This window comes from uncultured Methanobrevibacter sp., from assembly GCF_902771435.1.
Lineage (GTDB): Archaea > Methanobacteriota > Methanobacteria > Methanobacteriales > Methanobacteriaceae > Methanocatella.
In genome coordinates this window covers 12,232-32,412 of the sequence record NZ_CACXXB010000013.1, presented here as the reverse complement: position 1 = coordinate 32,412, position 20,181 = coordinate 12,232, and the positions used below count along the sequence as shown (strand labels likewise).

General features: G+C 35.2%; 25 protein-coding genes and 1 tRNA gene. 12 read left to right on the top strand and 14 right to left on the bottom strand.

From position 1 onward, the window contains the following. Nucleotides 1-10: 10 nt before the first annotated feature. Entirely contained in the window at nucleotides 11-1,294 is a 1,284-nt protein-coding gene (gene lysA, locus QZU83_RS04805; RefSeq protein WP_295610107.1) for a diaminopimelate decarboxylase, read from the bottom strand. A gap of 131 nt (nucleotides 1,295-1,425) precedes the next feature. Here lysA and QZU83_RS04800 point away from each other — a divergent pair, with 131 nt between their 5' ends. Beyond that, complete coding sequence (locus QZU83_RS04800) at nucleotides 1,426-1,830, top strand: NUDIX domain-containing protein (RefSeq protein ID WP_295610105.1); 405 nt, start codon at nucleotides 1,426-1,428, stop codon at nucleotides 1,828-1,830. On the opposite strand, the gene QZU83_RS04795 is transcribed toward QZU83_RS04800, so the two are convergent. Further along, nucleotides 1,827-2,528, bottom strand: a complete 702-nt coding sequence (locus tag QZU83_RS04795) for a hypothetical protein (RefSeq protein WP_295610103.1) — start codon at nucleotides 2,526-2,528, stop codon at nucleotides 1,827-1,829. The two genes, QZU83_RS04800 and QZU83_RS04795, sit on opposite strands and share 4 nt — an antisense overlap. Nucleotides 2,529-2,537: 9 nt before the next feature. Beyond that, complete coding sequence (locus tag QZU83_RS04790; RefSeq protein ID WP_295610102.1) at nucleotides 2,538-3,698, bottom strand: acetylornithine transaminase; 1,161 nt, start codon at nucleotides 3,696-3,698, stop codon at nucleotides 2,538-2,540. 73 nt (nucleotides 3,699-3,771) lie between these two features. On the opposite strand from QZU83_RS04790, the gene QZU83_RS04785 reads away from it, so the two are divergent. Next, entirely contained in the window at nucleotides 3,772-4,203 is a 432-nt protein-coding gene (locus tag QZU83_RS04785; protein ID WP_295610100.1) for a peptidylprolyl isomerase, read from the top strand. Between the two features lie 143 nt (nucleotides 4,204-4,346). Continuing rightward, nucleotides 4,347-4,754, top strand: coding sequence for a hypothetical protein (locus tag QZU83_RS04780; RefSeq protein WP_295610099.1), 408 nt, complete (start codon nucleotides 4,347-4,349; stop codon nucleotides 4,752-4,754). A gap of 157 nt (nucleotides 4,755-4,911) precedes the next feature. Here the strand turns inward: QZU83_RS04780 and QZU83_RS04775 are convergent, their stop codons facing one another. From QZU83_RS04775 to QZU83_RS04735, 9 genes are all read right to left on the bottom strand, one after another. Then, a complete protein-coding gene (locus QZU83_RS04775; protein WP_295610097.1) occupies nucleotides 4,912-6,282 on the bottom strand; it encodes an MFS transporter in 1,371 nt (456 codons plus the stop codon). Nucleotides 6,283-6,319: 37 nt separating this feature from the next. Next, a complete protein-coding gene (locus tag QZU83_RS04770) occupies nucleotides 6,320-6,670 on the bottom strand; it encodes a VOC family protein (protein ID WP_295610096.1) in 351 nt (116 codons plus the stop codon). A gap of 75 nt (nucleotides 6,671-6,745) precedes the next feature. Beyond that, nucleotides 6,746-7,141: a nuclear transport factor 2 family protein gene (locus tag QZU83_RS04765; protein WP_295610095.1), complete on the bottom strand. Its 396-nt coding sequence runs from the start codon at nucleotides 7,139-7,141 to the stop codon at nucleotides 6,746-6,748. A 35-nt stretch (nucleotides 7,142-7,176) separates the two neighbouring features. Beyond that, a complete protein-coding gene (locus tag QZU83_RS04760; RefSeq protein ID WP_295610094.1) occupies nucleotides 7,177-8,094 on the bottom strand; it encodes a DNA glycosylase in 918 nt (305 codons plus the stop codon). Continuing rightward, entirely contained in the window at nucleotides 8,091-8,915 is an 825-nt protein-coding gene (gene hisF, locus QZU83_RS04755) for an imidazole glycerol phosphate synthase subunit HisF (protein ID WP_295610093.1), read from the bottom strand. Before hisF ends, QZU83_RS04760 begins: the two co-directional genes overlap by 4 nt. Before the next feature lie 51 nt (nucleotides 8,916-8,966). Then, nucleotides 8,967-9,128 (bottom strand): preprotein translocase subunit Sec61beta, encoded by a 162-nt coding sequence (locus tag QZU83_RS04750; RefSeq protein ID WP_295610092.1) that lies wholly within the window; start codon nucleotides 9,126-9,128, stop codon nucleotides 8,967-8,969. 69 nt (nucleotides 9,129-9,197) lie between these two features. After that, nucleotides 9,198-9,665, bottom strand: coding sequence for a cyclic pyranopterin monophosphate synthase MoaC (moaC, locus tag QZU83_RS04745; RefSeq protein ID WP_295610091.1), 468 nt, complete (start codon nucleotides 9,663-9,665; stop codon nucleotides 9,198-9,200). 6 nt (nucleotides 9,666-9,671) lie between these two features. Beyond that, nucleotides 9,672-10,889: a tRNA pseudouridine(54/55) synthase Pus10 gene (locus tag QZU83_RS04740; protein ID WP_295610145.1), complete on the bottom strand. Its 1,218-nt coding sequence runs from the start codon at nucleotides 10,887-10,889 to the stop codon at nucleotides 9,672-9,674. Beyond that, the gene (locus QZU83_RS04735) at nucleotides 10,882-12,231 is read right to left on the bottom strand and encodes a signal recognition particle protein Srp54 (protein ID WP_295610144.1); all 1,350 of its coding nucleotides are present in this window, start codon (nucleotides 12,229-12,231) and stop codon (nucleotides 10,882-10,884) included. Before QZU83_RS04735 ends, QZU83_RS04740 begins: the two co-directional genes overlap by 8 nt. A gap of 86 nt (nucleotides 12,232-12,317) precedes the next feature. Here QZU83_RS04735 and hpt point away from each other — a divergent pair, with 86 nt between their 5' ends. The 8 genes from hpt to QZU83_RS04695 all read left to right on the top strand — a co-directional run bounded on the left by hpt (nucleotide 12,318) and on the right by QZU83_RS04695 (nucleotide 16,754). Next, complete coding sequence (hpt, locus tag QZU83_RS04730) at nucleotides 12,318-12,887, top strand: hypoxanthine/guanine phosphoribosyltransferase (protein ID WP_295610090.1); 570 nt, start codon at nucleotides 12,318-12,320, stop codon at nucleotides 12,885-12,887. 1 nt (nucleotide 12,888) lies between these two features. Beyond that, on the top strand, nucleotides 12,889-13,893 hold the full coding sequence (gene dph2, locus QZU83_RS04725) for a diphthamide biosynthesis enzyme Dph2 (RefSeq protein ID WP_295610089.1): 1,005 nt from the start codon (nucleotides 12,889-12,891) through the stop codon (nucleotides 13,891-13,893). A 73-nt stretch (nucleotides 13,894-13,966) separates the two neighbouring features. Then, nucleotides 13,967-14,536, top strand: coding sequence for an exosome complex RNA-binding protein Csl4 (locus tag QZU83_RS04720; RefSeq protein ID WP_295610088.1), 570 nt, complete (start codon nucleotides 13,967-13,969; stop codon nucleotides 14,534-14,536). A gap of 14 nt (nucleotides 14,537-14,550) precedes the next feature. Beyond that, nucleotides 14,551-14,829 carry a DNA-directed RNA polymerase subunit L gene (locus QZU83_RS04715; RefSeq protein WP_295610087.1) on the top strand — a complete coding sequence of 93 codons (279 nt, stop codon included), beginning with the start codon at nucleotides 14,551-14,553 and terminating at the stop codon, nucleotides 14,827-14,829. A gap of 27 nt (nucleotides 14,830-14,856) precedes the next feature. Then, nucleotides 14,857-15,279 (top strand): NUDIX hydrolase, encoded by a 423-nt coding sequence (locus QZU83_RS04710; protein ID WP_295610085.1) that lies wholly within the window; start codon nucleotides 14,857-14,859, stop codon nucleotides 15,277-15,279. 81 nt (nucleotides 15,280-15,360) lie between these two features. Beyond that, nucleotides 15,361-15,669: a transcription factor S gene (locus QZU83_RS04705; protein ID WP_295610083.1), complete on the top strand. Its 309-nt coding sequence runs from the start codon at nucleotides 15,361-15,363 to the stop codon at nucleotides 15,667-15,669. A gap of 11 nt (nucleotides 15,670-15,680) precedes the next feature. Beyond that, nucleotides 15,681-16,658: a topoisomerase IV gene (locus QZU83_RS04700; protein WP_295610081.1), complete on the top strand. Its 978-nt coding sequence runs from the start codon at nucleotides 15,681-15,683 to the stop codon at nucleotides 16,656-16,658. 22 nt (nucleotides 16,659-16,680) lie between these two features. Further along, nucleotides 16,681-16,754: transfer RNA gene (locus QZU83_RS04695), tRNA-Arg, on the top strand. Nucleotide 16,755: 1 nt separating this feature from the next. On the opposite strand, the gene QZU83_RS04690 is transcribed toward QZU83_RS04695, so the two are convergent. Continuing rightward, nucleotides 16,756-18,585 (bottom strand): helicase C-terminal domain-containing protein, encoded by a 1,830-nt coding sequence (locus tag QZU83_RS04690; protein WP_295610079.1) that lies wholly within the window; start codon nucleotides 18,583-18,585, stop codon nucleotides 16,756-16,758. 95 nt (nucleotides 18,586-18,680) lie between these two features. Between QZU83_RS04690 and cobI the strand changes: the two genes are divergently transcribed. Beyond that, nucleotides 18,681-19,385 carry a precorrin-2 C(20)-methyltransferase gene (gene cobI / locus QZU83_RS04685; protein ID WP_295610077.1) on the top strand — a complete coding sequence of 235 codons (705 nt, stop codon included), beginning with the start codon at nucleotides 18,681-18,683 and terminating at the stop codon, nucleotides 19,383-19,385. Here the strand turns inward: cobI and QZU83_RS04680 are convergent. After that, nucleotides 19,382-20,152, bottom strand: coding sequence for a V4R domain-containing protein (locus QZU83_RS04680; RefSeq protein ID WP_295610075.1), 771 nt, complete (start codon nucleotides 20,150-20,152; stop codon nucleotides 19,382-19,384). The two genes, cobI and QZU83_RS04680, sit on opposite strands and share 4 nt — an antisense overlap. Nucleotides 20,153-20,181 lie beyond the last annotated feature (29 nt).

Here is a 20,181-nt window from a genome sequence, read left to right as displayed (position 1 = left end):
AATATCAACTTTATTTTAAGTGTGGTGGAATGCGTTGTTTTGCATATAAATCTTCAAAGGTTTGTCTTTCACGTACAAGATTACATTTGCCATCGGTTACCAATACTTCAGAGGTTAAAGGTCTTGAGTTATAGTTGGATGACATTGTAAATCCATATGCACCAGCATTTAAGATACCTAACACGTCGCCTTCCTCTACATCAGGCATTGGTCTGTCACGTGCAAATAAGTCTCCGGATTCACATACGTTACCGGCAATGTCCACTTCCTGAGTAATTGGAGCATCCATTTTGCTTGCATCAACAATGTGATGGTATGACTCATACATTGCAGGCCTTAAAAGTGTGTGGAATCCTCCATCTACGCCTATGAATTTTCTGTAACTTTGTTTTATGCTGTTTACAGTTACAAGAAGGACACTTGCATCTCCGACCAGATATCTTCCAGGTTCCAGATACATTGTTGGATTTCCCATACCATACTGTTCTAATTTTTCTTTGAATAGGCCTATATTGACTTCAGCAAATTTATCCAAATCCACGACATTTTCTTCCGGAGTGTATGGAATTCCTACACCTCCACCGAAATCGACAAATTCAAAGTCAATTCCAGCTTCCTGATGCACTTTACCTGCAATATCCATTGTGGACTCGACAGCCAATTTAAACGGTTCCGGATCAAGGATGCCTGAACCGATGTGGGAGTGCATACCAACAGGGTTGAATCCTAATTCTTTAGCCAATGTGTATACTTCTACGGCTTCATTATCCATTATACCGAATTTACTCATTACTCCACCGGTAATACAGTGGTCGTGGTGACCTGCACCTACCATTGGGTTGACTCTGAATGAAATTTTCAAACCTTCAGGGTCAACAACTTTAGCTAATCTTTTAAGTGCTGAGACTGAATCGATGTTTAAAACTGCACCTTCATCGTGGACAAATTTTAACTCATCGTTGGTAATGTTGTTTCCTGTAAACAATATTCTGTCACCTGAAAATCCGATCAATTTAGCTATGTGAACTTCTCCAGGTGAAACTGCATCAATACAACAACCTTCAGACTCCAAAATTTTCATTACTGCAAGGTTGGTATTTGCTTTACATGCATAAAATACTTTAAAATCAGGATAATATTTTGAAAATGCACTATAAAATCTGTTATAGTTATCCCTTATCCTGGCTTCATCAATTACATAGGTTGGAGTTCCAAATTCTTCTGCAATATCGCATGCATCTGCACCACCAATATCCAAGTGGTTTTTATCGTTGACTTTAATATTTAAATCCATAATAAAACTCCTAAAAAGTTACATTATATATTTATTTATTTATTTTAATCTATTTAAAACTAGTGAAGGAAAAGATTTTGCCGATTAAATTTATTAAATAATACAAATAAACTAAAAAAACAGTGATTGAAATGAAAAAACCATATGGATTAACTGTGCGCGGAATAATCAAAAATGATGAGAATGAAATTTTAATAGTGAAAAGACATCCAAAAAGCAGAACTGACCCTGAAATGTGGGAATTGCCGGGAGGTAAAGTAGAGCCGGGAGAATTCTTTGCTGATGCGCTTGTCCGTGAAATCAAAGAGGAAACCAACCTGGATGTGGAACTTGGTGACTTTGCAGAAGCTATCCAAAACGATTACCAGCACAAAAGAACCGTGCAGATTATGATGTATCTATGCAATGTTACAGGCGAAATTAAAATTAGCGACGAGCACACCGAGTGGATGTGGGCCAGTCTTGAAAAATTAAAAAGTTTAGAGATTTCAACATCCCTAAATAAAGTGTTAAAAAAAAGAAATTGGGATATTTAATCAAACAAAGTTTGATTTTCTATAGTCAATAATCCCACTCTACATTTTGGACATGTTGATGATTCGCCTAAAACCTGAAGCTCGTCATCACAGTTAGGGCAAACTAAAAAGGTATCATTAATGTAAACTGTTAAATCATTGGTATGATCATGAAGGATTTCCTTAATCAATGAATCATTTAAATTTGCATTGTTTTCCAGAATAACAAATTTATTGATTTGTTTTTTACAATCATTACAGTAATATCCATAGTATTTGCCTGAAAAATCAAACTGCTTGCTATCAAAATCATTATACAGTGAATCTTCAATGAAGAATTCACCTTTGTTATCAATAGCAAATGACTTTTCGGATTTTAAGGGCACGTCCTGACGACAGTGAATGCAGCTTTGGAACCTGTTGTCAAAATCGATGATCTTTATATTGTCATCCAAACCTTCAACAAGCTGGATAATCTCTTCTTTTGATATGAATCTTGACTTTCTTGTTACATGAAAATTATAAATGTAATTATCGCAGTTATAGCAATAATATTTAAAAATTCCTCCAGAAGCCAATGCATCAGAAGATTTTTTAGAGGAATCCACAGTTTGCATATCCGCATGAATTTTCTTTTCATCGTCAATCCAGAAAATATCTGAAGAATCTACCAGTTTAAATCCACATTCATTACAAGAATATTCCGTATGGATACCCATTTTATCACCTTATAATATTTCATCTACAGCTTTTACAAATTCATCAATGTCGTCTTTTGTAATTATAAGTGGTGGAACGAATCTCAAGACATTTCCAGCAGTGCAGTTTATTAAAAATCCTGCTTCTCTGAATTTGTCGACGTATTCAGCTCCAGGTTTGGTCAGTTCGACACCAACCATTAAACCTTTACCTCTTACATCAGCAATGATTTCCTTATCCAATTTTTTAAGCTCTTCGATAAAGTAATCCCCAACTTCATTGACATTATCCAATATATTTTCTTCATCTATAGTGTCCAATACTGCGTTTGCAGCTGCACAAACTAAAGGACCTCCACCGAAAGTAGTTCCATGGTCACCAGGGACAAATGCACTGGCCACTTTTTCGGTTGCAAGGATTCCTCCCATTGGAACTCCTCCGCCGATACCCTTAGCCATTGTCATTATGTCAGGTTTTACATCGAACAGTTCATGAGCGAATAAGGTTCCGCATCTTCCAAAGCCTGTCTGAACCTCATCAACAATGAAAACAATATTATTTTCATGACAGAGCTCTTCAATTTGTTTTAGATAATCATTATCCGGAACATTGACACCACCTTCACCTTGAACAGGTTCAACGATGATTGCAGCAGTATTTTCTGTAATAGCCTCTTTGATAGCATCGATATCATTGTATGGAACATTGATGAAACCTTTTGGCAAAATGCATTTAAAAGGCTCATGATATTCATCATGACCTGTTGCCGCAAGTGTCATTATTGTTCTTCCGTGGAATGAATCGATAGTGGAGATAACTTCACTTTTACCTGTGTATTTAACTGCTAGCTTGATAGCTCCCTCATTTGCTTCAGCACCACTGTTTGCATAAAAAATTCTATCGAAGCTTGTTTTGTCGACAAGTTTTTTGGCATAGATTAATGCTGGTTCATTATAGTAAATACTTGAAATGTGAATTAGCTTTTCTGCTTGATCCTGTATTGCTTTGACTAATGCTGGGTGGTTGTGGCCTAAGGCATTAACTGCAATACCTGCAAACATATCCAAATATTCATTTCCGTCGATGTCTGTTACTTTAACACCTTCACCATGGTCAAGTACAACTGGCTGTCTGGTGAAAGTGTTTATGAAATAATCATCTTCAATTTTAATTAATTCCTGTGTATTCATAATAATCATTTCCATAAACTATTTAATCATTAATATTTATAGTATTAGTATTATTTAAAAATTAGGTGAAAAGATGAAAGTCGCAATAATCGAAACTGATAAAGGAAATATCGAATTAGAATTATTCCCAAATGAAGCACCTGGAACTGTAGCTAACTTTGAAAAATTAGCTAATGAAGGATTTTACGACGGACTAACCTTCCACAGAGTTATTCCTAACTTTGTAATCCAAGGAGGATGCCCTATAGGAAACGGAACTGGAGGACCAGGTTACACCATCAAATGTGAAACTGAAGGAAATCCACACAAACACGGTACCGGTGCATTATCAATGGCACATGCAGGTAAAGACACAGGTGGAAGCCAGTTCTTTATCACTCACTCTCCACAACCACACTTAGACGGAGTGCACACCGTATTCGGTCAAGTTATCAAAGGCCAGGATGTCGTTGATGCTATACGCCAAGGCGACAAAATGAATAAAGTGACCATTGAAGAAAGATAATCATTATCTTTCAACCTTATTTTTTATTTTAACTACTGAATTGCTTTTACTTCGTAAAATTGACCTCATAACGAAGTTAAATTATAAATAAAACCTCCAACATAATTAATATTAAATTTTAATTAATGAATGGAAGTTAAAGAATGCATCAAAATTTTTCTCAAAGAATTGAAATGCAAATACCACACGAAAATACATATACTGAAGTGACTACAATGTCCAGTTATGATGATAATTTTGATAAATTATCAAAAGACTATACGCTGGAAAATTATGATAAAATAAAGAATTTTATTAAAAACAATGATGAAATTCTTGACTACATCATTGAAATTACACCATTACTTGATAATTACTTTCCAAATTATCAAAAGGTTATTGAATTTTGTGAAGACCCAGAATTCAGTGATTTGGATTTCATAATGATTTACATTAAAGGCTCAATTTTTGATGAAGACTACGAAATATTGACAAAATTCAAAAAAGAACCCTTATATAAATCAAAATTTTCAAGAAACATTAATGGATCAGTTTGTGTGGAGTTGTGGTAGGCATGGCCTCTTTTGAATTTGAAAAATTCACTTACAACTAATCAAACAAAAAATTCTAAAAAAATATCTGAGGAGATATTTGCACTCCTTGACTATTTAATCAACCATCCTGTAAGGATTATGAAAAAGTAAAATGGAAAATATTTGATGTAAGAGATTAAATTTGATTTTCATTTGATTTGATTCCTACAAGTGAAGCAAATACAGATGCTATGCATAACAGCACACAGATAATGCATGTTATTTGGCAGCTGCTTATCAATAGAGGATAATACTGCTCAACAATCGGCACATTACCCATCACAAATGCAAATACCAATGTCAATATTCCCAAACTCATCGCCTGACCAACCGTACGCATTGTTGCAACGGAAGCTGAAGCTACCGATGTGTCCTTTGGCGGAACGGAGCTCATTATAACATTTGTATTCGGCGGTGAAAACAATCCGAATCCAACACCGTAAATAATCATGGACACTATTAAAAATCCAATGGAAGTTCCTTCGTTTAAAAATGAGAACAGCACCAGGGAAACAGTTCCAAGACCCATTCCAATAGCTGCCAGCACCTGAGGAACATACTTATCGGACAATCTTCCGGCGATTGGAGCAAGAACAACCTGACATAATGGGGCTGCAAGTAAAATTATGCCTGCAGTCTGTGAATCCATGCCTTTAATATATTGCAAATGATAATTCAGGATTGTGGTGACTGCAAAAGTAGCCAGATATGCGCATAATGATGCGAAATTAGCTGACAGGAATCTGCGATTTTTAAAGAATCTTATATCAAATACCGGATGAACCTCTCTTAATTCTATTAATCCAAATATAATCAGGACAATAATACCCAAAACAGTCAATATTACACCTAAAGAAGTGTTGAGTATTGTAAAGCCATATATGAACAGTACCATTCCTATTCCATAGGCGATGGATCCTTTTACATCAAGCGGAATGTCGCCAAAGGTAATCCATTCCTCATCGACTTTGGTTAAAAGCAATGCCAGTATAACAAGTAAAAACGGAACTCCAAACAGGACTACTGACCTCCATCCAAACTGGTAATTTAAAACTCCTCCAAGAACAGGTGCCAGGGATAATGCAATATAAACTCCTGTAATGGTTATTCCCAATGCCTTGCCTCTCTCTTCCGGGGCAAATGCAGATACCACCATTGCCATGGAAGTGACATTGAAAAACGATAGGGAAATTCCCAATACCAAACGGCAAAGTAAAAATTGCTCAGATGATGTGACCAGGACATTGGCAATTGAAATTAGAATAAACAATACGACACTTATGATTGTAACCTTTTTAAGACCATATTTGCCGGAAATCTGGCCTGCAGGTACAGACAGTACGGCTACAACCAATAAAAAGATAATTATTGCCCAGTTTTGAACAATATTGTTCATATGAAATTCAACCGCAATCGTTGGAATTACAACCATGACTGAATTGACTGCAAATACTGCGAAAAATGACAATACCGCACAAATAAAAAGAATTAAATTTTTGTTTTCCATCAAATGTAATATATTGCATTTATACAATATAAGATTATTATTTTTTGTGCTGGACTAAAACAATATTAATTCCATTGGGATCAATTACTCTTGCCATATAACCCACTTGTGTTTCAATAGGCTTCAATGCAATATTAGCTCCCTTATCTTCAAGTTTTTTGATTTCTTCATGAATATCTTCAACATCCATTCCAATTGAATAAATTCCAACATCATAGCTTGGGTGCTCTATTAATTCAAATCCTGCAAATCCGTCACCATTTAAAAGAGTGATTTTGCCTCCTGGAACGTCAAAAACCTCATCAATTGTAAAATCTAAAGTCTCTGTGTAGAATTTAACTGATTCTTCCATATCATTAACAATGACTGTAGCATATCTTATTTTCATGTTAATAGATTTATGTTATTCCATCTTAAAAGTATTCTTAATGGCTGTCAAAAATATATGCCAACATTTCGGCCATTAATTATCCCATCTGCTAATATACCATCTGCCATTGATTTTTTCCATTGTTTGTTGTGAATGAAGGGTCCAAGTTCCTTTCATCCCATATACCTTTGCGTCAAGTGTTACGTCGGCATTGAATATTGCCTTATCTTCTTCGATTATTCTAATTTGGGGATTGTCGATTGTTGATTTGTAGTAGTTGAGCGTTCCATCCATGATTTCATCGATGTATTCCTGCTTTGTTTGTGTTTTTCCGGACATGTGTGTTAATGTATAGTCATCATCTAAAATTTCATTGAGCATGTCTAAATCCTTTTCTATCATTGCCTTTTGAAATTCCATAAATCGTTGAAGCACTTCCTCTTCACTTTCTGTTAATTTCTTTTTGTTAATAACCTCTACATTAATCATCATATCACTAAATTGCATATCTTTAACTTAAAATACTATTTCTTCAATCTATTCATTAAACCGGATTTTCTGGCATAATGGAACATGTACAATTGAACATAACCTGCATTTTCACCGAATTCCTCCATTCCGAATTCACGCACTTTAGCTACACTGATATCCTTTCCCTCAAAATATAAGTGAGATACAATGCGTTTTATCCAAACATCTGAAGGAAAAGCTTCCCTGAAGTTAAATCCGTAAAGCAATATGCAATCTGCCACTTTAGGACCAACACCAGGAACTTCGAGTATTGTTTCAAATGCTTCATCATATGACATGGAAAAAATTTCCTGAAGGCCTATTTCAAGTGTAAACAGCTCAGATGCCTTTCTCATGTATGGTGCTCTATATCCTACACCACAACTTTTGAGATTATTATTGCAGTTGCAAATATCTTGAATATCTGATGAATTAAATTCGTCCTCTTCATCCAAGTATATTTTTGCAAGGTCACAGCTTTTAGGAAATGTATGGTAAATTCCATAATGATTTCCCCAATTTTCCTTAATATCGGAAATTGATTTTGTCCATCTTTTTATGGAATTGTTGGCGGAACAGATTGATGATATAACACACTCAAAAGGATCAGGAGCCAAAAACAATCTCAATCCGTTGCAGAACTTTGACATCTCGGACAATTCTGCCTGATTGTCCAAATATTTATAGAATTTACTTAAGTCAAAATCCAAATCAAAAATATAATTCAATCTGGAGATGGCTTCATTTTGCGAAATTTCACCATTAAAATTAAAATCCAAAAAATCTCCAGACTGTTTAACATTAAAAATAACAGGATCTCCATTGACTAAAACAACGTTACTGTAACATCCGTCAGATTCCTTCCATGGAGGCTGTGAAGTCTGACCTGACAGTTGTGTCAATTCTAAATCAATTGGAGATTTGATAATCATAAGCGAACAGCTACATTATTTTCTTTTAGATACTCTTTAACAGTGCCTATTGAATATTGATTGAAATGGAATATGCTTGCTGCAAGAGCCGCACTTACGTCAGTTTTTTCAAACACTTCCAAAATGTGTTTTGGCTCTCCGACACCGCCACTTGCTATTACCGGAATGTCGACTGCATCGTTGATGGTTTTATTTAACTCAATATCATATCCTGCCTGAGTTCCGTCTCCATCCATACTGGTCAATAATATTTCACCGGCACCGCGTTCCTGACATTCAACTGCCCATGCAATCGCATCAATACCTGTAAACTCACGTCCGCCGTAAATGCTTGTATCAAACCAGCAGTAACCCTTATCAGTTTCAATGACAGTCTTATCAGGTGCATCGTCAGGATGTGAAACATATCTTCTTTTTGCATCAATTCCGATTACAACCGCTTGTGATCCAACCACCTTAGAAGCTTCTGTCAAAAGTTCGGGATTTTTGATTGCCGCAGTGTTTGTTGAACATTTGTCGGCACCTGCCTTAAGCATTTTAATGTAATCATCAACCTTTCTTATTCCTCCACCTACACAAATCGGCATGAATACGTTTTCCGTTAGTCTGTCAATAACATCAGCCATTGTTGCACGGCGTTCATGTGATGCAGTGATGTCCAATACGACAACCTCATCGGCTCCTTCTTCATAATAGCGTGTAGCCAAATCCACAGGATTTCCTGCATATTTAATTTCCTTAAATTCAACACCTTTAACAACACGTCCTTCAGGAACCTGCAAATCACAATCCAGACAAGGAATAATTCTTTTAGTTAACATAGTATCATTTAAATAAAAAAAAAGAGTATTGTTTTTTAAAAAACAATATTTTTAAGCTGAATATCTTAAAACAAAACAAAATATAGCTAAAATTATAGTAGCTACAATAACATGCTCAGGTGAAAGTTTTGGACCTAAACTTTCTTCATCAAAGTATCTTACTAAACCTGCACCAGTTTGAGGCATAGAAATCTTATTATCTTTTTTCGCCATAGTAATCTCCTATAAAATTAATTAATAAAAATAACTGAATATAATTATTTTCTTCATTATATATAAACTTTAAATTTTTTCTTTTTTAATTACTTTAATATCACTGATTCTTGTATCTGGGTATTGTCCGTCCTCATCTTTTTCAACAGCTTTTACCATGTCCCATACAGTTAGCAAAGCAACACTGACGCCGGTAATGGCTTCCATTTCAACACCAGTTTTACCCAATGTATTTACTGCGCATCTTGCTATAATTTCATTTTCCTTAACTTCGAAATCAAGTTCTATTCCTGTTAAAGCCAAAGGATGGCAAAGCGGAATTATTGAAGAAGTGTTTTTAACGGCCTGAATTCCTGCAATTTGGGCGGTTGTTAATACATTACCTTTTTTGATTTCTTCATTCTGAATCAAATCGACTGTATGCTTATCCAAAAATATGCTGCCGCTGGCTATCGCCCTTCTTTTTTGATCAGGTTTTCCCCCAACTTCAACCATGTGCACTCCACTGTCAGTTAAATGTGTAAATTCTTCTGCCATAAATATCTACTTCTCACTTACTTCAATTACGTCTAATTGTTCACAAATTGCATTAACGCCTAAGATTTCACCAACATTGGGATGACTTCTTCCCTCATCGCCTGAAATCAGTTCTTTAATGTATAATCCACCTTCAGTTTTAATCGTCATGCTGAATGTAGTATCGTCTATCACCTCATAAGACAAGTCCAGAACATGCTTAATGCGCACCTTGTCTGCACGCCTTCTAAGAACTCTTAAAGGAGTCTGCTGGTGAATTTCATCCAATTCTGTTAGTTTTTCCAATTTATCCTTGTCGAATGCACCATCACACTTGACAAGAGCTCTGTAAACTTTATATGTGTCCGGAGAGGACTGCTTGATTTCAGCCTTTCTTTTTCTCTCGCAAACATGTAAATTATGATAAGAGGTTTTTCCCTCATTAATTTCATTAATTTTTTCTTCCAATTCTTTTAAATCCAATTTTCTGATTTTTGGTTCCTTTATTTCAAGAACGAACGGTCTGCCGGAACCCAGCATCAGCACATCAATGTCTTCACGACCGGCACCATGGAACTTGGCTTCTTTTCCCTTGGTCAGCTTTAAAAAATGCTCGGAAATTAATTCTTCAACTGATTCGGGATATTGTTTTCCTGTTCCATTGCATTCCTCACAGCCTCTTCCCTTGCATTTGGTGCATGGCCATTTTGTTTGAGGAATACCTCTTTTTAACTTATTGTATTTTCCTTCGATGTATAACGGATTGATTTGAATTCTGACTTTAGGCTCGCCTGTCAAATCAATGTTAAAGACAATGTCCTGGGCTTCAAATTCCGCTTCCTTATCATATCTTTCCCAAATTCCAAGACCGATTAATCTGTTTACTTCCTTTTTAATGGTTTCAACAGTCAGGTCGAATTTTTCGGACAGTTCCTCATCTTTCTGTTGGATATCCTTTGGTATTTTTGAACCCACCAGAAATGTGTCGAACTCAATGCCCAGATGATTTATTTTATCATCTATCTTTTCATATAACTCATCATCGAGCTTGTCAAACAGGTTATCGCAGATTGAACAATCCACATCATCCAGATTAATTTCAAGTTCGCTGCAGACTTTATCTGCCCTTTCTATGTTGTTGGAACCTTCAATCGTTTTTGACAGTTTGCGTCCCAGACAATTTTTGCAGATTTTTCCGTCTGTTTCATCCAAAATCTTTTGAGCTAATTCAAACATGTTATCTATTCATAAATTGGCCCATCATACGGTTCATTGCACCGCCGCCCAAACGGCCTCCACGTTTTCCAATGCCTTTCATTGTCTTTTTGGTGTTGTTGTAATATTTGAGAAGTTCTTTCACTTCACTTTCTTGGACTCCGGATCCACGGGCAATTCTTCTTATACGGGACTGTTTGATGATTTTAGGATTGAGCATTTCCTCTTCAGTCATTGAGGACATCATGATTTTATATGTATCAATCTTATCCTCTGTCATTTTGGATGCTTCTTTTGAAATCTTGTTTCCCATACCTGGAATCATGTTTAGAACCTGTTGCATTGGACCCATCTTGTTCATCATTTCAAACTGGTTTTTCATGTCCATCAATGTGAATTTACCAGTCAGCATGTTGTTCATGGTTTTTTCTGCAATGTCCTCATCGATGTTTTCCTCAGCCTTTTCAATAAGGGATTTGATGTCCCCCATTCCAAGCAATCTTGAAATAAATCTTTCAGGGTCGAACAGTTCAAAGTCGTCTATTCTTTCACCTGTACCGATGAATTTGATTGGTGCGCCTGTTTCTGCAACAGCGGACAGTGCTCCCCCACCTTTAGCTGAACCGTCAAGTTTTGTAATTATGATTGAACCGATATCTGTAGCCTGTGAAAATGCCCTTGCCTGTTCACCTGCTTGCTGACCGATTGTACCGTCAATGACAAGAATGGCTTCATTCGGATTGATGATATTGTCCAGTTCATCCATCTCAGCAATCAAATCGGCCTCTTCCTTGTGCCTACCTGCTGTATCGAAGATAATGACTTTTCTGTTTTTAAATTCCTCCAAACCTTTCTGGGCCAAATCAAGTGCATCCTTATTGTTTGGATCCCCATATAAAGGAACGTCCATCTCTTCGGTTAGCTGCCTTAACTGTTCATAAGCGGCAGGCCTCCATGTGTCTGTACAGACAACTGCCGGATTGAAACCTTTTTTCTGAAGATATCTGCATAATTTACCGATGGTGGTTGTTTTACCACTACCCTGAAGACCCAGGAATAAAATTTTATAAGGTCTATCATTTATTTCCAAACCAGCGGCTTCACTGCCAAGCAGATTTACCATTTCTTCATAGATAATTGTTATGATGTGTTCCCTTGGAGTGATACCCTTTGGAGGTTCCTCTTCAAGAGCTCTAGATTCTATTTTTTTTGATAATTCTAATACTAACTTAATATTAACGTCTGATTGAATTAATGCACGTTGTATATCTTTTACAACTTCTTTTATGGTTTTTTTATCAATTACAGACATTCCTACTAATTTTTTCATAGTATTAGTAAGATTTTCTCCTAAATTTCCAAGCATAATAATCACAATAATAATTGATTTAGAAAAATTATATAATTATATTAAAATATATTTATATTTAACTAAGTTTTAAATTTTTGTGTGAGACCATGTTAGAGGAAGTAAAGAAATCTTTAGAAGAATCACCAATAGTTAAAAAAGGTGACTACGACTACTTTGTAAATCCAATTAGTGATGGTGTTCCGGCAATAGATGCTAAAATACTTAGAGAATTGGCACTGTCCGTTTATAAGTATGCAGATTTGGAAATTGATAAAATTGTTGCTGTTGAAGCTATGGGAATACATCTTGCAACCGCATTATCCCTTGCAACCGATATCCCTTTTGTTGTAATCCGTAAAAGACAATACGGCCTGCCAGGAGAAAAGGAAGTATATCAGAAAACAGGTTACGGCTCATCAAACCTTTTTGTCAACGATTTGCATGAAGGCGAAAGAATCTTACTTATTGATGACGTTGTAAGTACCGGCGGAACATTAATAGCATTAATCAATACATTGAAGGATATGAAACTAGATTTGAAATCCGTAGTGGCCATCATTGACAAAGGTGACGGAAAAAAAATCGTTAAAGAGGAAACTGGAGTAGATGTATTATCCATTGTAAAATTAGATGTTATTGATGGAAAAGTTGTAATTGAAAGTACAATTGAAGATTAAAATGTCAATGTATGATATGGGTTTGGATAAGGTAATCCGCAAAATAAACTCAAAGGATGCCAAAACCGTTGGACTTCAGTTCCCTGAAGGCCTTAAAATGCAAGCTGTAAAAATAGCTAGGCAAATTGAAAGCGAAACTGACGCAACAGTAATAATATCAGGAGATCCATGCTTTGGAGCCTGTGACGTTAGCGACTGGAAAATGAAAGGGTCAGTAGATCTAATTGTTCACTACGGACACACCCCCTTGCCCCTTAAATATGAAGTGCCTACACTATTTATTGAAGCCTTTTCAAATATTGACCTTAAAAAGGACCTTGAAAAATGCTTGGAAGAACTTAAAGGCTATTCAAGAATAGGTCTCGTTACCACAACCCAACACCTGCATCTTTTAGCTGAAACCAAAGATTTTCTTGAGGATAATGGTAAAGAGGTTATTTTAGGCTCTTCAGCGTCAACCCGAAAGGGACAGGTCCTGGGCTGCAATTTCTCATCGATAAAGGAGCTGGACGTTGATGTAATCCTGTTTATAGGAAGTGGAAATTTCCACCCTCTGGGAATAAAACTGTTCTCAAGCGCACCTGTTTTGGCGCTGGATCCGTACAACTCAGAAATCAGAAGCATGGACGAGTATGCAGACAGAATTTTAAGAATAAGATTTGCAAGAATAACAAAGGCAAGATCCGCCCGAAAATGGGGAATCATAGTCTCTTCAAAGGAAGGCCAATACCGGATGATTTTGGCAAAAGAGCTTAAAAAAATACTTGAAGAACATGAAATGGAAGCCTATATCATTCTAGCCGACAACATCAATCCCGACATATTATTACCATACATGGAACTTGAAGCGTTTGTCGTGAGCGCTTGTCCTAGAATAGCCATTGACGATTCGCAAATGTACAAAAAACCACTTTTGACACCACAGGAATTGGAAATTGTATTGGACAAAAGGGAATGGGAAAATTATCAGTTGGATGAAATTTTATTCCATGAACGTTACAAATAGCTTTAAATATTAATATAAATAAAATTATTATATTAAAGAAATTTTTATAAATCTTTATTTTGGTGATTTTAATATGGAAAAGAAAGAAGAAAAAATAGTAATGCCTGGAGACAAACTGGGAATAATTGAACAATACCTTCCAGGAGACGGTACATATGATGACAACGGAGATATTAAATCATCTGTACTTGGTAATGTTAAAATTAATCAAAAAATGAAGGTTATTTCTGTTGAGGGTACTGCTAAACCGGCACTCTTAAAAATTGGTGACATTGTATACGGTCAGATAACTGACATAAAACCTCAAAGGGCCAATGTAAAAATTGACTGTATCAAAGACAATGCAAGACCATTGGCACTGCCGTATATGGGTGCAATCCACATATCTCAAGCAAAAAAGGATTATCTCGAAAAGTTATCAGATGCCTTTAGAATAGGAGACATCATTCAAGCGAAAGTAGTTAAAATTACTGGAGATAACGTTGACTTGGGAACAGTAGATGACGATTGTGGCGTATTAAAAGCAATGTGTACCCGTTGTAGAGACTTTATGCACACAACCTCAAAAGATAATGAGCTTCAATGTAATACTTGTAACAAAAAAGAAAAACGTAAAGTTTCTAAAAACTACGTTAATGATTAATTAAGGTTGATAAAATGGAAAATATTGAAATTATTGAGGATAAAACTTTAGAATTAACATTTATTGTAAAGGATGAAAGCCACGGAGTTTGCAATGCATTAAGACATATCCTGATGCAGGATCCTGATGTGGAATATGCTGTTTACAATATTGATCACCCTCTTACTGGAAAACCTGAAATGACTATCAAAACCAAAAGAGGAAAAAGACCTAGAATAGTATTGAAAAAAGCAGCAGAAGAACTCCAAAAAGAAAGTGCTGATTTTAAAAAACTTATTGATGAAGCTTTATAGCTTCAATATTATTTTTAATGTGATTTAATGGCAGATTACAAAATTCCTTCACTGACAGCCGACATATTTATTTTTGATGATGACTTTAACTTCATTTTAATAAAAAGAAGAAATGACCCTTTCAAAGATTGTTGGGCATTACCTGGAGGATTTGTAGAGTATGGAGAAACCGTAGAAACTGCAGCAATACGAGAAGCAAAAGAAGAAACAAGCATTGACGTTGAACTTATAGATTTAGTCAATGTTTATTCAGAACCTGACAGAGACCCAAGAGGACACACAATTACAGTAGCATACATAGCCAAAGGTAATTTCAACGATAGAAAAGCTGAAGACGATGCATGTGACATTGCAATATTTTCAGCCGAAAAAATAGATGAAATAAAAATTGCTTTTGACCACAAAAAAATAATTAAGGATTGCTTAAAAATTGCAAAAAAGAATTTATAATGATATATATTTAAATAATTTAAAGAAAAGATTTATTTAATATATAAATTATTAATGAGTGATTAAACAGAGGAGAGTTAAATGGAATTTTGTCCTGAATGTGGAGCTATGTTACTTCCAAAAAATGGTAAATTAGAATGTAATTGTGGATATAAACAAGATTTATCAGATAATGATGGATACGAAGTTTCTAAGAAAGTAGAAACTGAAGAAAACGTTAAAATGCTTGGAGAAGATGTAGATGTTGCTCCTACTGTAAACGAAACTTGTCCTGAATGCGGACATGATAAAGCTACATACACATTACTTCAGACCCGTAGTGCTGATGAAGCGCCTACAAGAATATTTAAATGTACCAAATGTAAACATACTTGGAGAGCATACGATTAAAGAGGATTAATATGAAAGATTCTAAAAAAGAGCGTAGAATTTCTAATCTCAAAGACATGATTGACAACGTGACTGATGCCAATGTCCCTGAAGATAGTGGAGAATTTGAAGAGGATATTGAACTAATCAACTATCTCAATGAAGATCAACTTGATTACGATGATTTAGAAATTGATGATGAATTCATTTACCGCCCAGGTGATGAAAAAGAACCCGCTATTAATTTAGAAAAAAACAATATTAATGATGATTTTTTAATCAAGACCCCAAAAGAAAAAGAAATAAACTCAGACGAATCAAATGAAAATGATGAAGCTTACGAAGATTATTCATCAAACATGAGCGATGGATTCGATAGAGTAATGAATGCTAAAATTGGAAGAACCCCTATTTTAGCTGTTGTCAGTACATTGTTAGGATTAGCATTACTTGTTATTTCAGCAATTGTTTTCACTTCACGTAGTGATAGAGTAATCGATAATGTTGTTTCTGGTGAAAGCAACTTTATATCAGTCATATTTTTAATATTCGGATTATTATTCTTAATCTATGGAATTTACAGAATTATCGGATTTAAGAATCCATTTGAGAGTGTAACTTCAAGTATAAATTCAATTGAAAATGGAGAAACAATCAAATCCAATACAAAAAAAGAACTTGAAGAGGAAAAAACTGTTCCTAAAAGTAATATCCCATTGGATAAGGAATCTTACAAAATAGGTGAATTTAATATTAAAGATTTGAAATATAAATTCAAAAAATCCGTCTCAACCAACAAACAAACATCACCAACACAAGAGGAATTGGATAACATTCCGCCTGCACGTGAAAAACCCGATGATAGAAAAGGTTTGACTGCTGAAGAAATTGAAGAACTCGAATATCAACAGGCAGTTCGTGAAAATGAATCTATCGATGATATTTTTGCTGAAGTTGATGAAATTGATGAAATGCCTATGAGTTCTATCGATAGTGAAAATAAAAAATAATCTCATTTAATTTTATTATTTTGGGCCTGTGGTCTAGTCAGGAATGACGCAGGACTTCGGATCCTGAGATCGGGGGTTCAAATCCCTCCAGGTCCGTTTAATTTTTCACTCTAACGACTGCTTCTTTAAAAAAGTCCGGAATCAAAGACCTATACATTGGACTTTTAAACAGCATGTTAATGTCACTGTCAATGATATATGTATAGCAGGAGTCATCTTCTGCCCTCATACCACGACCATAAGCCTGCATAAGAGTCATTACAGTTTTATAGGCATACCATTTCTTGTCCCTTTTCATTCTCATGTTAACCTGTTTATCCCCAAGATATGGAAACGGCATCTTATAGATTATCTGGAATCTGCATTTATCATAAGGCAAGTCAACACCCTCACTCATTGAAGGTGAAACCAAAACCAATGGATTTTCATCTTTTTCAAAGAAATTTAAAATTTGTTCTCTGTTTTTGGATGAATGGGAAATTAATCTTGAGTTATATAAATTGTTAACAATGTACTGTTGGCATTTATAGCTGTGAGTGTGTATCAAACCTTTATCGTTTTCATGTTTTTTTAGAATTTCCTGAAGAATAGGAATGGTTTTCGGAGCAGTGTGCTTAATTCTGTTGGCTGACATTTTGCCTGCCAAATTTAAAATAATAGGCCTTTTTTCTTTTGTAAATGGACTGTCAACCTTAATGTGATACACTTCATTCGGATTTAGGCCAAGCCATTTTGAAAACATCTTATGGGAAAGAATTGTAGCGCTCATGAAAATAACAACATCCCCATATTTCAATAGATTATCTTTTGCATAATGATGAACCCTTAACGGTTTGAAAACAACACCTGCTTCTTCTGCATCAATGACCCAATTTTTAGGTTCCTTTTCCAAATTATTGCTTAGGGTTTTGAGTCTTGCAATTGTTGATCTGATTCTATCGGCCTTGTTTTTAGTGACATCCTTCAGGTCAATATCTTCATAACTGTCTCTGATGGCATCAATTTCCATTTTCCAGTCTTCAAGCTCGCCGTTTTTTAAAGTTTCATCAGAGATTCTTTTGTTAATGTCCTTCTCCAGAGTCCTATTGTACAAAGTAACTTCCATTGTGGCCATCAACTTATTTTCAATGTTATGGGCTTCGTCCAATATCAATAGGGAACGTGGCGCAAAATGTTTTACATAATTCAGCTCCAAAATTGCATAATCATAATTCATTAATGTGATTGGAGAGTTGATTGCATTTGCCTTCTGATTCCAATAATGACAATGATTGGCAGACTGGTAAAAGACTGTTCCACCATATGAATCCTCAAATGCCAGTTCAGCATCCAATGTAGGATTTTTAGCAACACCAAAAGAACAGAAGAAATTGCTGGAAGTTGGTGTGGTTTTACATGTTCCCATATCGCAGGTTACATCCAGATTACTGTTCAAACAGGCAAAATTTCCTCTTCCCTTAACCAGGGGAAAATCAAACTCGTTAGCGTATTGTGACTGCAGCTGTTTGGTCATTGTCAGTATATATGCGGATTCATACATCTTGGCTAGGGTGGTTGCAATAGCGGATTTACCTGTACCTGTACCCGCTTCCAAAATAATATATTTGTATCCCTGCCTGATTGCATCATTGATGTTCTGTATAATATCCAATTGACCGAATCTAGGTTCTGTAAATGGGAAATTTTCTATTATCTCCTCATCAATGTGAGGATATATCTCCTTTAAATAGGCAACAGTTCCCTCATCAAGCTTATGATTGTCTATCGAATAGACTTCAGGAATTTCATCATCTAAAATAGAATGTGAAATTGGCTTTTTAAAGCTAAACAGGTTAGTAGGGCCTTTAGACTTTTTATTGCTTGAATTTCCACAAGTACAATTAGTTTTTAACATTCCACAATTTGGACAGAATAGCGAATTTGACATTAAAAATATATTAGTTAGTATACTATAAATAAATTATAGAAAGAGCATTTGAAGACTATTGTTCAAAATTAAATATTAATGTAAAAAGTGATTATATGGCAGAAAAAGGAAAATTGTACGGAATTGGTGTTGGACCTGGCGATACTGAATTACTAACATTGAAAGCAGCAAGAATCTTGAAAACCGTGCCAGTTGTATTTACACCGAAATCCTCAAAAGAAAAAGAAAGCATCGCATTGTCAATCGTCAAACCCGTACTTGAAGAAAGAGAAGATTATAAAAGATTAATGCTTGTTACTCCTATTTTTCCAATGATTGAAGATAAGGACGAACTTGAAAAAATTTGGAATAGCGCATCCGAAATGATTGCACAATACCTGGATAGCGGAAGGGATGTAGCATTTATTACACTCGGCGATCCGTCCGTATTCAGTACCTATGCATATGTTCAAAAGAAACTGATTGAAAACTATGAAATCGAAACCGTTCCTGGAATTACATCATTTACAGCATGTGCTGCAGCCAGAAACAAAGCGCTAGTAGAACAAAATGAAATTTTAACTATTGTTCCTAAAATAGATGACAGGCTGGAACATGTTCTTGAATATAGCGATTCTGTTGTGCTGATGAAAGCATCAAGAAATACAACACAGCTGGAAAAAACAATAGAAGAAAAGGAAAGACCAAAAGAAATATATTCTGTGCAGAACTGCACCCGTGAAAATGAAAAGATTATTGAAGGCTTTTCAAATGAAAAACCTTACCTGACTACAACAGTGATTAAATTCAAAAAGGACTAATTAGGTTTAATGCCAAGAGGTTCAATCTCAAATACGCATTTTTCATCTCCCATAGTATAACATTGGGTTTCAATAACGCTGACAGGGAGATTGAAAAACTCTGTAAACAGGCCCTCAAGAATTCCAGTATCCAAATAACATGCTGGTTTGCCTGTTTTTGGGAGCAATTCACATTCAAAGCAGTCATAGGTAGTTACCTTAATAATCTGACCAATGCTGAAGGTGATTCTTCCCAAACCTTTTCTTTGCCAGAAATCGGCAATATTATCCATGAAAACATTCAAATCATCATCATATAATTTATCAAAAATGGACCTTCCTATACTGTTTCCGGTTGACTGTAAAATTGGGTCAATATTTATTCCCTCCTGAATAAGCATTGCCTTTAAAGTATGGAACAATAATGTAGAAAACTCAGCATCCACCTCTACAATATTCTTAATCAAATAATCAGTCTGAGTTTCTTTAATTTCCTTCGGCTCTGAAACATCTACTGAACCAATATATTTTGAATTTAAATAGAATATTTTTTTCCTGTTATCTATGGGATGCAGCCTGTATGAAATGACTCCACTTTCCCTTAAACTTTTAAGATGAACTGAAACGGTAGATTTGGATTTACCAGTATTATTTACTATTTCTTCAAATTCCATATCATGATCTCTAAGCATTTCTAGTATTGTAAGTTTTACTGGACTTTTTATGACATTTACTCCAATATTATCATCAGTATTTGAGAAAATCTGAATTGGTTTTTGTTCACTCATTGACAATATCCCCCATTCATATAATAATA